Annotated in this window: 11 protein-coding genes; 4 read left to right on the top strand and 7 right to left on the bottom strand. The window is 32.4% G+C overall.

All coding sequences use genetic code 11. The annotated features are described in order from the left end of the window. Nucleotides 1–1,155: 1,155 nt before the first annotated feature. The 3 genes from RCH19_RS12745 to RCH19_RS12735 form a co-directional block, all read right to left on the bottom strand. The gene (locus RCH19_RS12745; RefSeq protein ID WP_343023540.1) at nt 1,156–1,809 is read right to left on the bottom strand and encodes an HD domain-containing protein; all 654 of its coding nucleotides are present in this window, start codon (nt 1,807–1,809) and stop codon (nt 1,156–1,158) included. Between the two features lie 87 nt (nt 1,810–1,896). Then, entirely contained in the window at nt 1,897–2,886 is a 990-nt protein-coding gene (locus RCH19_RS12740; RefSeq protein ID WP_343023539.1) for an acyl-ACP desaturase, read from the bottom strand. Nucleotides 2,887–2,898: 12 nt separating this feature from the next. Next, nucleotides 2,899–3,633 (bottom strand): lysophospholipid acyltransferase family protein, encoded by a 735-nt coding sequence (locus tag RCH19_RS12735; RefSeq protein ID WP_343023538.1) that lies wholly within the window; start codon nt 3,631–3,633, stop codon nt 2,899–2,901. A gap of 125 nt (nt 3,634–3,758) precedes the next feature. On the opposite strand from RCH19_RS12735, the gene RCH19_RS12730 reads away from it, so the two are divergent. Both RCH19_RS12730 and RCH19_RS12725 read left to right on the top strand, forming a co-directional pair. Next, nucleotides 3,759–4,169: a ribonuclease P protein component gene (locus RCH19_RS12730; RefSeq protein ID WP_343023537.1), complete on the top strand. Its 411-nt coding sequence runs from the start codon at nt 3,759–3,761 to the stop codon at nt 4,167–4,169. 107 nt (nt 4,170–4,276) lie between these two features. Beyond that, nucleotides 4,277–5,914 (top strand): S41 family peptidase, encoded by a 1,638-nt coding sequence (locus RCH19_RS12725; protein ID WP_343023536.1) that lies wholly within the window; start codon nt 4,277–4,279, stop codon nt 5,912–5,914. A 3-nt stretch (nt 5,915–5,917) separates the two neighbouring features. Here RCH19_RS12725 and RCH19_RS12720 read toward each other — a convergent pair whose 3' ends face one another. The 4 genes from RCH19_RS12720 to RCH19_RS12705 form a co-directional block, all read right to left on the bottom strand. Then, nucleotides 5,918–6,364, bottom strand: coding sequence for a GNAT family N-acetyltransferase (locus tag RCH19_RS12720; RefSeq protein WP_343023535.1), 447 nt, complete (start codon nt 6,362–6,364; stop codon nt 5,918–5,920). 42 nt (nt 6,365–6,406) lie between these two features. Next, nucleotides 6,407–7,384, bottom strand: coding sequence for a DUF4837 family protein (locus RCH19_RS12715; RefSeq protein ID WP_343023534.1), 978 nt, complete (start codon nt 7,382–7,384; stop codon nt 6,407–6,409). Nucleotides 7,385–7,432: 48 nt separating this feature from the next. Continuing rightward, nucleotides 7,433–9,469, bottom strand: a complete 2,037-nt coding sequence (locus RCH19_RS12710; RefSeq protein ID WP_343023533.1) for a LysM peptidoglycan-binding domain-containing protein — start codon at nt 9,467–9,469, stop codon at nt 7,433–7,435. A gap of 301 nt (nt 9,470–9,770) precedes the next feature. Continuing rightward, nucleotides 9,771–10,958 carry a phosphoglycerate kinase gene (locus RCH19_RS12705; protein ID WP_343023532.1) on the bottom strand — a complete coding sequence of 396 codons (1,188 nt, stop codon included), beginning with the start codon at nt 10,956–10,958 and terminating at the stop codon, nt 9,771–9,773. Nucleotides 10,959–11,243: 285 nt separating this feature from the next. Here RCH19_RS12705 and RCH19_RS12700 point away from each other — a divergent pair, with 285 nt between their 5' ends. Together RCH19_RS12700 and RCH19_RS12695 are read left to right on the top strand one after the other, a co-directional pair. Next, on the top strand, nt 11,244–12,392 hold the full coding sequence (locus tag RCH19_RS12700; RefSeq protein ID WP_343023531.1) for a DNA polymerase III subunit delta': 1,149 nt from the start codon (nt 11,244–11,246) through the stop codon (nt 12,390–12,392). 4 nt (nt 12,393–12,396) lie between these two features. After that, nucleotides 12,397–12,780 (top strand): DoxX family membrane protein, encoded by a 384-nt coding sequence (locus RCH19_RS12695; protein WP_121924700.1) that lies wholly within the window; start codon nt 12,397–12,399, stop codon nt 12,778–12,780. Nucleotides 12,781–12,815 lie beyond the last annotated feature (35 nt).

Below are 12,815 nucleotides of genomic sequence, written 5' to 3'. Positions count from 1 at the left end.
TTAAAAAAGCGCTTTAATTTAATTATCGCACAGACACTAATTACTAATTTGTCATTCCGGAGGAATCTCAACAATTACTTATTTACAAAAATCAAAAGCAATGAGATGCTTCCAGCGTGACAAACTTTATAGATAGAATTTTTTTTTAAAGTATTTTACTTAGTTACCCAAGGTAATAAACTGGACTAATTTGTCATTCCGGAGGAATCTCAACAATTACTTATTTACAAAAATCAATAGCAGTGAGACGCTTCCAGCGTGACAAACGTTGTAGAGAAACTCTCTTTATAAAAGCGCTTTGATTTAATTAGCTGAGTTACAAACTAGACTATTATGTCATTCCGTAGGAATCTCAACAATTAAATTTTCATAAAACTCTATAGTAATGAGACGCTTCCAGCTTGACAAACGTGATAGAGAGAGTTTGTTTAAAAAAGTATTTTAGTTAGTTACCCAAGGTAATAAACTGTACTAATTTGTCATTCCCGAGGAATCTCAAAAATTACATATAGACAAAAATCAATAGCAATGAGACGGTTCCAGCGTGACAAACGTTGTAGAGAAACTCTTTTTAAAAAAGCGCTTTGATTTAATTAGCTGAGTTACAAACTATACTATTTTGTCATTACGGAGGAATCTCAAAAATTAGATATATACAAAAATCAATAGCAATAAGATGATTCCAGCGCGACGAACGTGATAGAGAAAGTCTTTTTAAAAAAGCGCTTTAATTTAATTATTGCACAGACACTCATTACTAATTTGTCATTCCGGAGGAATCTCAACAATTATTTATTTACAAAAATCAATAGCAATGAGACGCTTCCAGCGTGACAAACGTGGTAGAGAGAGTTTGTTTAAAAGTGTGCTTTAGTTAGTTATCCGAGGTGATAATCTGTACTGATTTGTCATTCTGGAGGAATCTCAACAATTACTTATTTACAAAAATCAAAAGCAATGAGACGCTTCCAGCGTGACAAACGTGGTAGAAAGAGTTTGTTTATAAAAGTGTTTTAGTTTAATTATCGCAACGACAAATTATCCTCTTTTTTCATTCCAGAGAAATCTCAACAATCACTTACTTGCAAAAATTATACTAAGACAACTAAAAAGTTATAATTACAATGAAAGAAAAACGAATTTCGATCTAAAACCTTACTTCTCTCCTTCCCATTCTGCGTAAAATTGAGATAAAAATCCTTGCATATAACGATGTCTTTCAGTAGCTATTTGCTTTCCAGTCTCAGTATTCATTTTATCTTTAAGTAAAAATAACTTCTCATAGAAATGATTAATCGTAGGTGAAGCACTCTTTTTGTATTCTTCCTTAGTCATTTTAGTATTCGGTGCGATTTTAGGATCGTAGATTGCTCTATTTTTGAAACCTCCATAATTAAACATTCTAGCTATTCCAATAGCGCCTAAAGCATCTAATCGATCTGCATCTTGAACAATATCTAATTCTTTAGAGTGGAACTCCTTTTCAAAATTTCCTCCTTTAAAAGAGATGTTTTCAATGATTTTTATAACATGATCAATTGTAGGCTGATCAGTATCTTCCGCTTTTAAAAATTCACGTGCTATTTTTGGACCAATAGTCTCATCACCATTATGAAATTTACTGTCGGCAATATCATGAAGCAACGCTCCTAATTGTACTACAGCAGTGTCACAAACTTCATTTTTAGAAATCAGTATTGCATTTCTATATACTCTTTCGATGTGAAACCAGTCATGACCACCTTCGGCATTTTCTAGTTTCGCTTTAACGAAAGATATTGTTTTACTTATTAAATCAGACTTTATCATTATTTATGTACTCTTAAAAAAAATGTTGAATTCTAAAGCTATTACTTTAAAATTCAACACTTAAATATTTATTTAGAACTCTAAAATTTATCTTATTACAGCCGGCTCTACCCATTTAAAAATATGAGATTCTTGCGGAATCACTAATCTTTCTGAAACTCTTGCCATTCTCGCTGGTAATTTCATTAAATAATCACGCGCTTTCTCTGCTTCGTCTGTTAATCCGCTCATTTTATCGATTTCCCATTTGTCAATCAACTTTTGCATAATATCAACATAATCTGCAGCGGTGTAAACACCAATTCTTTGAGCCGAATCAGAAAACTGTTCGAATGCTGAACTTATTTTCTCACCTGATTCTCTTAAGAAATGAGCAGGCATTACGATTTTAGCTTTCATCATATATTGAAAAGCAAGCATCATTTCACTTGGATCTACTTGAAAAATACGAGTTACAAATTCGCTATATGCATGATGATGGCGCATTTCGTCACCAGCAATCATTTTACACATTTTAGATAATTTGTTATCACCATATTTCTTAGCCATTTGTGCTACTCTATTATGAGAAACGTAAGTCGCTAATTCTTGAAAACTAGTGTACACGAAGTTTTTGTATGGATCTCTACCGGTTCCAATATCAAAACCATCATTGATAAGATGTTGCGTAGTCATTTCGACTTCACGCATATTGACACGACCAGACAAGTACAAGTACTTGTTTAATAAATCACCGTGACGATTTTCCTCACCAGTCCACTGTCTGATCCATTTAGACCAGCCGTTTCTTTCCACATTATCAATTCCATCAACATCCATTAACCACGATTCGTATGTTGGCAATGCTTCTTCAGTAATAGTATCTCCTACTAAAGTTACCCAGAAATCATATGGTAATTCTTTTGCAATTTCACGTAATTCTTTTACCTCATCAAAAAAAGTATCACTCTGAGAATCAGGCAAAAAATCTGTAGGCTGCCATATTTTTTCTACTGGGATTAGATACTGATCGACAAAGCTATCTACGTTTTTTTCTAAAAACTGCATTACTTCTAATCGAATATTTTTTATTGACATTATGTGTATGTATTAAATTTTTATTCCTTGAACAACTGCTTTTTCCGTAATTTCCATCAATTCAGAAAATTCATAATCTTTAACCGCAATTGGTTTATGTACTACAAAGGTAAGGCGATTTCCTAAACCTAAAGGGAAAAACCCATATTTTACTACTTTCCAGGAATTATTAATACTAACTGGAACAACATAAGCAGATGGAGCATATTTACATAAAATTTTCAAACCACTTTGTGCAAATTCTTTGGGTTTCCCGGTTTTACTTCTAGTTCCCTCTGGAAAAATAACTGCCGAACGATTATTAACTTCTATATATTCACCAAGACCTTTTATCGCTGGAATCGCTTGCTTAGGATCTTTTCGATCAATAAGAACTGATCCACCGTGGCGTAAATTAAATGACACACTAGGTATACCGCTTCCTAATTCTTTTTTACTTACAAATTTACAATGAAAACGACGAAAAAACCAAATCATGGCAATTATATCGTACATACTTTGATGATTTGAAACAAAAATTAACGGTACGTTTTTAGGAATACTTTCTATATTCTCAAATTTGTAGGTAGTGCCTAAAATATTAGTGCATCTCAGCAAGAAAAAATTAAGATAATCGACACTTACTTTGTGTGCGTGATAACCAAAAACATTAAAACAAACCCACTGAATTGGATGAAAAACAAGCAATGTCAGACCGAAAAATAAATAATAAATTACGGAAATAGGATACGAAATTATTTTTTGCATGCATTAAAAATTAACTGCAAAAGTAAGAAATATATTTTTAGCGCTATTTAAATCCAAAACAATATATCGACTCAGCGTTTAATTGTAACTTTGCTTTTCAAAAATTACGCCTTTTTTCTATCAAAATGAATTTCAAGTACCCAAAAAACGAAAAGCTAAAAAGTAAAATCACTATCGGTTTATTATTTACTGAAGGGAAATCAGTTTCAAAATATCCTTTGCGTTTAGTTTATAAGGCAGGTACTTTTGGCGAAGGCGAGAAAATTAAAATGGGAGTTTCAGTTTCAAAGCGAAACTTTAAAAAAGCAGTCGATCGCAATTATTTTAAGCGAATTCTCCGCGAAACTTATCGACTTAACAAACATTTATTGATTGACAATTTAGATCAACCTTATTCTTTTATGTTTTTTTATCAAACGAAAGACAGATTGTCTTACGATGAAATAAATACTAAAACGATTCAACTCTTTGAGAAATTCATAACTCAAAACTGTACTAAAAACTCTTTACAGAGCGAGCCGATTCCAGAAATCTAGCCAATCATTTATTACAATATCTAAGCATCTTAATTTGCTCGTTTCTTGGGCAAAATTATTCGTGATTTATTTCTAATTTAGTGTTTTCTAATTTAGTCCATAAAATCATGAATTTCTCCTTTCCAAAAAAAGTCATAATACCTATCGTAGCTTCTGGATTTCTATTTATAGGCACTAGTTTCAAAGATGATTTTTTTGAGATAGCTAAGCAAATCGAAATATTCACTACGCTATTTAAGGAATTAAATAAGAATTATGTAGATGAGACTAATCCCGGAGATTTAATGGACAAGGCAATCAAAGGAATGTTAGCAAGTCTAGATCCGTACACGGTTTATTTCAACGAGCAAGATGTAATGCGATTTAAAATAAATAATACAGGAGAATACACAGGCATTGGTGCTGTTTTATCTCGAAAAAAGGAGCAACTTATCATCAAAGAAGTTTACAAGAACTTTCCAGCAGACAAAGCAAGTCTAAAAGCAGGAGATGAGATTATTCAAGTAGGCGATATACTTTTATCAGAATATAAAGATGAGGCTTCAAATCTATTCAAAGGGACGAAAAACACTAAAATAGATATTAAATACATTAGACAAGGAAAAGTAAATACAACTCAAATTATTCTTGATGAAGTAGAAATAAAATCAGTTCCTTTCTTTGCAAAAATCGACGATAAAACGGGTTACATCGTTTTAGCTCGTTTTAATAAAAAAGCATCGCAGGAAACTAAAGATGCTTTGGAGCAATTAAAAAAAGAAGGTGCTGAACGAATTATTTTAGATGTAAGAGATAATCCTGGTGGATTGTTAAACGAAGCTGTGAATATTTGTAATTTATTTGTTGCAAAAAATGAAACCATTGTGACAACAAAATCGAAAATTGAAAAACATACTAGCACTTACAAAACTACTAAGGATCCTGTTGATACTCAAATTCCGTTAATTATACTTGTCAATGATCGCAGTGCTTCAGCATCAGAGATTGTGGCTGGTGCTTTACAGGATTTAGACCGTGCTGTTGTGTTGGGAAGTCGCAGTTTTGGAAAGGGATTAGTACAAAGACCAGTTGATTTAACCTTTGGTACCCAACTCAAAGTAACTATTTCGAGATATTACACGCCATCGGGAAGATGTATTCAAGCATTGGATTATTCGAAAAAAGATAAAAATGGTATGGCTATTAAAACTGACGAGAAGAATTTTAATGCTTTTAAAACAAGAAAAGGACGAACTGTTTATGATGGTGGCGGAATCCAACCTGACGTGGAACTTGAAGAAACTAAATCAAGTCCGATCACCAATGCATTACTCAGAAATGACGGAATTTTTAATTATGTGACCAGTTATTATTATAAAAATCCAAATCTAGGCGCTAAAATTCCCGTAATAACTGACGCTGACTATTCTGATTTTAAGCAATTCCTAAAAGCTCAAAAATTCTCTTTTGATACTGAAACGGAAATAGCATTGAAGAACACTTTGGCTGTAGCCAAAAAAGAAAAACTAGACGAATCCATTCAAGCCGAATACCAACAGCTATTATCAGCGCTTCAAAAAACTGAAAACAGTTTACTAGATAAAAATCAAAAGGAAATCAAAAATTTAATGGTCGATGAAATCATAAAAAGATATCAATATCAAGAAGGCTTATACCAATATTACATTCAAAACAATGCGGAGATTAAAAGAGCAACTGCACTTTTAGGAAATACTAACGCTTACAATACGATTCTCAAAATATAAAAATTATTCCTTGATCATCTCTATATGAGGAATATCATCTTCTAAATACATTTCGCTGGTTTGGACAAAGCCGTGACTTTCATAAAATTTTTTGAGGTACAATTGTGCGCCAATAGTAATTGCGCTTACACCAAAGTGATTTTGAATTCCTGCTATAGATTCTCGCATTAAATCGTGACCCCATTTTCTATCTCTGTAATTGGCAGCAACGGTAACACGACCTATTGATGCATTATCAAAACTAATACCGGGTTTGAATAGTCTGGCATGGGCAACAATTTTACCTTCAAATTCACCAGTAAGATGCAAAGCTAATTTGTCTTTACCATCAAGATCTAAATAAACACAGTTTTGCTCAACCACAAAAATTTCGCTTCTTAGTTGTAATAAATCATATAGTTCGTGAACAGAAAGTGCATCGAAAGGTTTAATGTTCCACTGTATAGCCATAGGTAGGTTGCGTTATAAAATGCAAATTAAAGAAATTTATAATTACCTTTTATTAATAGCAACTGATTTTATAATGGCTTCTAATTCATGCATTAAATCTCTCTTATCCTTTGAAGGGGCATAGCAAAAACCTTCTAACACTAAGATTCGATTATATTCAGGATCAATTATAGCATAATTAATAAAAGGACCAGACATGAAATCATTGTTTAATTGCCAAGTTCCTTTTGTTTCATAAGCTTCTTTTCCATCTTGATTGCTTTTAAAAAGGTACGGTGCATACGCTTCTTCAGTAAGCATATTTGTATTCGGTTCTTTGCCACTTATATATAAATTCCCAATAGAATCGCGCATTTTAACGATGCAGCTAATTAAATCTCCTTTACGATTAATAGTGTTTAGCGGAACTTGATAAATTAAAATGCTGTTATTTCCACCTATTATTTCCTTCTTCAACCACATGAAATTACTTTTTTGAAGAACATACACGTAACCAGTTGGGATTTGTACTGAAATATGAAACTTATTACCAATCACTTTAGGATCTATCAAAGTTTGGCTGTTGATTTTTTGGGTTTCCAAAATTTCACCTTCCTTAATAATCTGAATCATTTTTGGAGCGTTCTTTTCGATACAACTTATAATATCTGCTCCCGTTTTCCCTGAGATATGAAACACATTTTGAGGTGATGCGTATTGATCTTTACGGATTTCAAACTTGTTCTCTTCGGCTTTCTTCACAACGATTATTGCTCGCGTGTCAGTCATGAATCCTTCGAGTAGTTTTGTTGGATACTGATTGATGTTGAATAATGGTTCTTCTTGAGGCAAACCAATTACTGGTGAAGCAAATTTATTTCGAATGCTATCGCCAATATCTCCATTCCATAATTGATCATCAATGATGACAGAAATGGTGTTTATTTTTCCAACTGTTTTGCGAGGTAGCGCTTCATTTTCTTTTTTACAAGAAAATAATAACAGCGAAACAAAGAAAAATATAATATGGGTTTTATTCATAACTAATTTGCTAATAGATAAAACCCAAATTTATAGAAGTTTATTCTATTATCCGTTAATTTTCAACTTCATTCCAGGTTTAATGTCTTCACTGCGAATATCATTCCATTTTTTTAAGTCGGAAATAGTAATTCCAGGATATTTTTTAGCAATACTAAATAAAGAATCTCCTTTTTTAACGTAATAATCTGTTGCTGCTTTATTTGAAGCCGTTGTATTATTCGCTTTAGTTTTGAATGAATTCACTGTTGCTTTATCAGTTATAATTACAACCTCATCCTTAGCAACAATTAAATTTTTACCGACAGAAATAGTGTTATCCCGAAGTTTATTCCATTGTCTCAACTCTGCTAACGAACTTCCAAATTTAGTAGCGATTCCCCCTAAGTTGTCACCTTTTTGAACGGTATACTCAATATCTTTTCGCTCTTGAACTATTGCGATATCTTCTTTAGGACTCAACTCCTTTTTTGCTACTTGCAACGAAATTCCAAACTGCACATTTTCATTTGCGAGATTATTCCATTCTTGAATTTCAGCTACAGTAACATTATATTTTTGAGCAATACTACCTAAATTATCACCTTTTTGAACTACATAAACAGAAGCTAAATCTGCTGATGTAGCAATAGTTTTTTCTTCTTTGTTAGATTTTGATGCTACAGCTTGATTTTTCGAATTAAGCTCTGACGACGCATTATCAATTTTTATATCTTTATTGATAACTTTACTTGTAGTTTCTGTGCTAATAATTTTCAAATTTCTACCGTAAGCAATTGAGTTACTTTTAAGATTATTCCATTTTTTCAATTGAGAAATAGATACATCATATTTGTTTGCTACCGCACCCAAGTTATCACCTCGTTTAACTTTATAAAAAGTAGTTTTTGAAACCCTATTATTTTGATTTGAAGCGCTAGTTTTATTTCTTGAAGCAACTGCTTTGCTTGCTTGAAATGGTCTTTCGCGACCTTCTAATTGATATTGAGCATAGGCATAAATCTGATCTTCATTAGAAGCAAAAATCGCAATTTTATCTTGCGGCAATCTTAAATAGTGGTTCTGCTCTTTGTAAGATGGTACAACATTCAATTTATAAGACGGATTTAAAAGTTGCAATTGTGCAATGGGAACATCTAGTAAATCTCCTATTTGTTTAAAGGACATTTGTTGCTTGATCATAATAGTATCGGTCGCAAAATGTTTTATTGCTGCTCTTTGAGGTACAATCCCGTGTTCTTTATGGTATTCGTAAAGATACATCGTGGCTAAAAAAGCAGGAACGTATCCTTGAGTTTCCTTGGGAAGGTTTTTTCTAATGTTCCAATAATTTTTTTGTCCTCCAGAACGTCTTATGGCTTTAGATACATTTCCTGGACCTGAATTATAAGAAGCCAAAACTAAATCCCAATCGCCGAACATTTTGTACATATTAGTCATGTACTGAGTTGCGGCTGCACTAGATTTCAAAGGATCACTGCGCTCATCGACATAAGAATCAATTTTAAGACCGTATTGCTTTCCTGTATGATACATAAATTGCCATAAACCAGTAGCGCCCATTTTAGAAACTGCTTTTGGGTTTAAAGCGGACTCAACAACAGCAAGATATTTTATCTCTAATGGAACATTTTGTTTTGCTAATGCTTCTTCAAATATTGGGAAGTAATATTCTGAGACACCCATAAGTCGCTCAAAAGATTTTTTTCTATTCTTCAAAAATGATTTGATGATATTTTCTAATCCTTGATTGTATTCTATATTAAAAGGTGATTTAGCATCCATTGCCGCTAATCTTTCTTTTAAAAGATCTGTTGGTAATTCATAGTCAACGGAAGCATCAATATTTACGTTTTGAATATCCTCAGAAATGGAATTAAATAAATCTAAACTTACTAATTCGTTCATCCACAAACTGTCTACTCGAGAAGCTAATGCATTGTTTACAAAGGAGTTCTTAATAGAATCTAAATAGGATAATTTTGTTTCAAATTTCTCAGATACTTTACTTTCATAGCTTTCTTGCGAAAATAACTGTACTGATAACAATAGAAAAAACGATAGGGTGGTATTTTTTATACTCATAGTTTTACGATCAATGATCTATATTTCAAATGATTACAAAGCTCAATTTTTACAAACTTAGTAGCTTAAAACTAAAAATTTCTTTATTTATTGTTAAAAATGTAATATTTCGTTTATTTGTGCAGAAATTTCGACTGATTCTCTATAAAAATGTCATTAAACGAATAATTCAATATGTTTTTGAACGAAAAAACCTTAACAACAGAGTTATTGTTAAGGTTTTAAGAAACGTTTATGTAATTTATACTTTAAGAGCGCTATTTTTAAGTTTCTAAAAAGTAATTTGTGATTTCTTTTATAATTAATCTAAAATAGCTGCTATTCCAGGAAGTACTTTTCCTTCTAGCATTTCTAGCATTGCGCCACCACCTGTTGAAACATAGCTTACTTTATCTTCTAAACCAAACTGTTTTACTGCTGCCACAGAGTCACCACCACCCACAAGTGAGAAAGCGCCGTTAGCAGTTGAATCTGCTATAAAGTTTCCTAATTTAATTGTTCCATTAGCAAAATTTTCCATTTCGAATACTCCTAAAGGACCGTTCCAAAGAATCGTTTTTGAATCCATTATCACTTTTTTAAAGTTCTCTAATGATTTTGGACCCGCATCTAAACCTTGCCATCCGTCAGGAATTTTATCTACAGCTACAATTTGAGTTTCTGCATCGTTAGAAAAAGCATTGGCTGCAACAACATCAACAGGAATATGAATTTCAACTCCTTTTTCCTTGGCTAATCGCAAAATCTCTAGCGCTAATTCTTGTTTGTCATCTTCACAAATAGAATTACCAATTTTTCCTCCTAATGCTTTCACAAACGTAAAAGTCATTCCACCACCTATTATCATGTGGTCCACTTTATCTAGAATATTTTCTATTACAGTAATTTTAGAAGATACTTTTGATCCTCCTAGAACTGCTGTAACCGGTTTTTGACTGTTTTTTAAAACCTTATTTAAACTCTCAATTTCTTTCGACAATAACAATCCAAAACATTTTTCTTTTGGAAAAAACTGTGCAATAATAGTTGTTGAAGCATGTGCTCTGTGCGCAGTTCCAAAAGCGTCATTTACGTAAATGTCACCTAGCGACGCTAACTCTTTAGCGAAAGCAACATCTCCAGCTTCTTCTTCGGCATGAAAGCGTAAGTTTTCTAACAATAAAACTTCTCCAGATTTTAAATTTGAAACAGCACTTGAAGCTTCTTCACCAATACAATTTGAAACAAACTGAACTGGTACTCCTAATATTTCTGAAGTTGTTGATAAAATATGTTTCAATGAATACTTTTCCTCTACTCCTTTTGGTCTGCCTAAATGCGACATCAAAATTACACTTCCTCCCTGCGCAAGAATCGCATCGATAGTTGGTTTTGCCGCTTCAATACGTGTTGTATCTGTTACTTTGAAGTTTTCATCCAAAGGAACATTGAAATCAACTCTTATTATAGCTTTTTTATTTTTGAAATCGAAATCACTTAAAGTTTTCATTGGTTTGTTTTTTAGTTTATTTTCTTAGAAAGAGCAACAAATATAGAACTTTTAAATTATTTCATAAATTAAGGAAAAGCGTAATGAATACTTTTATTCAATGAAACAGGTTTTACTTAATTAACACACTTTGATAGTATCAATAAACCTGTTTTTAATTTAAAGAAAAGCTAGAGAAAACCTCATCAAATATACTACTCGAAAATCCATTCTCTGAATATTAAGCATACCTAAACTTTGGCACTAAAAATTTTAGACTAAGCCATTTTCTTATATCTTTGCTTTATGCAATTTTCAGAAATTTTAGGGCAAGAACACATAAAAAGTCATTTGACAAAAAGTGCAGATTTGGGAAGAATTCCACACGCACAATTGTTCATTGGACCTGAAGGGAGTGGTACTTTACCTATGGCGATTGCCTATGCACAATACCTTATTTGTGGAAATCAAAATTCTGAAAACTCTGGTTCGAATGCTGCCTGTAATCTAAAATTTGAAAAAACTTCACATCCAGATTTGCACTTTGTTTATCCTACAGTAAGTACTGAGGGCGTAAAAACTAAACCCAAAAGCACTGATTTCATTGCAGAATGGAGACGGTTTTTAGAATTAAATATTTATGGGAGCTTGTTTGATTGGTATCAAATTCTTGATGTAAAAAACAAGCAAGGTCTCATTAGAGTAGAGGACGCACAGGAGACCTTAAAATTATTAGCTTTAAAATCCTTTGAGGGTGGATATAAGGTAATGATTATTTGGATGGCCGATAAATTGAATATCGAAGCGTCCAATAAACTACTGAAACTGCTAGAGGAACCAACAGATAAAACTGTTTTTATACTTATTTCAGAAAGTGAAGAAGATATAATTCAAACCATTCGTTCCCGTTGTCAGGTTTTGCATTTCAATGGACTTCCTGAGAAGGTGATTGCTGATGCCTTAGTTTCTAATGAAGGAATAGATGCTAAAACTGCCTTAAAAACTGCTCACCAAGCACAAGGAAATTATAACAAAGCGTTGCAATTATTACAACCAGATAGCGAATCAACATTTTTTGAGAAATGGTTTGTGGATTGGGTTCGTGCTGCTTTTAGAGCTAAAGGAAACGCCGCAGCAATTCAAGACTTAATCCAGTGGAGCGAACAAATCGCTAGTTTAGGGAGGGAAACTCAGAAAAAATTCCTTCATTTTTGCATCGATATGTTTCGCCAAGCGCTGCTACTAAATTATCAAACGCCTAGTTTGGTTTATATTGAACCACAAGTAGAAAAGTTTAAGTTAGAAAATTTTGCACCATTTGTAAATGGAAATAATATAAACGATATTTTTAAAGAACTTTCTGATGCGATGTATCACATAGAACGCAACGGAAATGCCAAGATTATTTTAACCGATTTATCAATCAAACTCACTAGATTAATTCACAAAAAATAAAAAAATGAACAACATTACTTCCATATTGATTTTAATTTTTTTGGCTATTACCTTTTTACAATCCGGTTACGACAAACTCTTTAACTGGAAAGATAACGTAGATTGGTTAAAAGGTCATTTTTCAAAAACACCGTTAAAAAATCAAGTTCCTTTGGCTTTAGCCAACATTTTAGTTTTAGAATTAATTTCTGGGATTTTATGTGTAGTGGGATGTATCGAACTATTTGTTAATAACGGAAGAATTTTTGGCTTTTACGGAGCAGTTTTCTCTTGTATAACTTTATTAATGTTGCTTTTTGGACAGCGAATAGCTAAAGATTATGACGGCGCTAGAACAATTGTTATCTACTTCATACCAGCAATTTTAGCCGTTTATTGGTTAAACTAAAAATAAAATTAGAAAATAAAATAATTACATTGACA

This window comes from Flavobacterium sp. PL12, from assembly GCF_039123485.1.
Lineage (GTDB): Bacteria > Bacteroidota > Bacteroidia > Flavobacteriales > Flavobacteriaceae > Flavobacterium > Flavobacterium weaverense.
Note: the sequence above shows the minus strand (reverse complement) of the source record. Positions and strands in the feature narration are given on the sequence as shown.

Bases quoted from the DNA above. Each gene is read 5' to 3' on its own strand.
- RCH19_RS12745 (WP_343023540.1), bottom strand. From the start codon at position 1,809: ATGATAAAGTCTGATTTAATAAGTAAAACAATATCTTTCGTTAAAGCG.
- RCH19_RS12740 (WP_343023539.1), bottom strand. From the start codon at position 2,886: ATGTCAATAAAAAATATTCGATTAGAAGTAATGCAGTTTTTAGAAAAA.
- RCH19_RS12735 (WP_343023538.1), bottom strand. From the start codon at position 3,633: ATGCAAAAAATAATTTCGTATCCTATTTCCGTAATTTATTATTTATTT.
- RCH19_RS12730 (WP_343023537.1), top strand. From the start codon at position 3,759: ATGAATTTCAAGTACCCAAAAAACGAAAAGCTAAAAAGTAAAATCACT.
- RCH19_RS12725 (WP_343023536.1), top strand. From the start codon at position 4,277: ATGAATTTCTCCTTTCCAAAAAAAGTCATAATACCTATCGTAGCTTCT.
- RCH19_RS12720 (WP_343023535.1), bottom strand. From the start codon at position 6,364: ATGGCTATACAGTGGAACATTAAACCTTTCGATGCACTTTCTGTTCAC.
- RCH19_RS12715 (WP_343023534.1), bottom strand. From the start codon at position 7,384: ATGAATAAAACCCATATTATATTTTTCTTTGTTTCGCTGTTATTATTT.
- RCH19_RS12710 (WP_343023533.1), bottom strand. From the start codon at position 9,469: ATGAGTATAAAAAATACCACCCTATCGTTTTTTCTATTGTTATCAGTA.
- RCH19_RS12705 (WP_343023532.1), bottom strand. From the start codon at position 10,958: ATGAAAACTTTAAGTGATTTCGATTTCAAAAATAAAAAAGCTATAATA.
- RCH19_RS12700 (WP_343023531.1), top strand. From the start codon at position 11,244: ATGCAATTTTCAGAAATTTTAGGGCAAGAACACATAAAAAGTCATTTG.
- RCH19_RS12695 (WP_121924700.1), top strand. From the start codon at position 12,397: ATGAACAACATTACTTCCATATTGATTTTAATTTTTTTGGCTATTACC.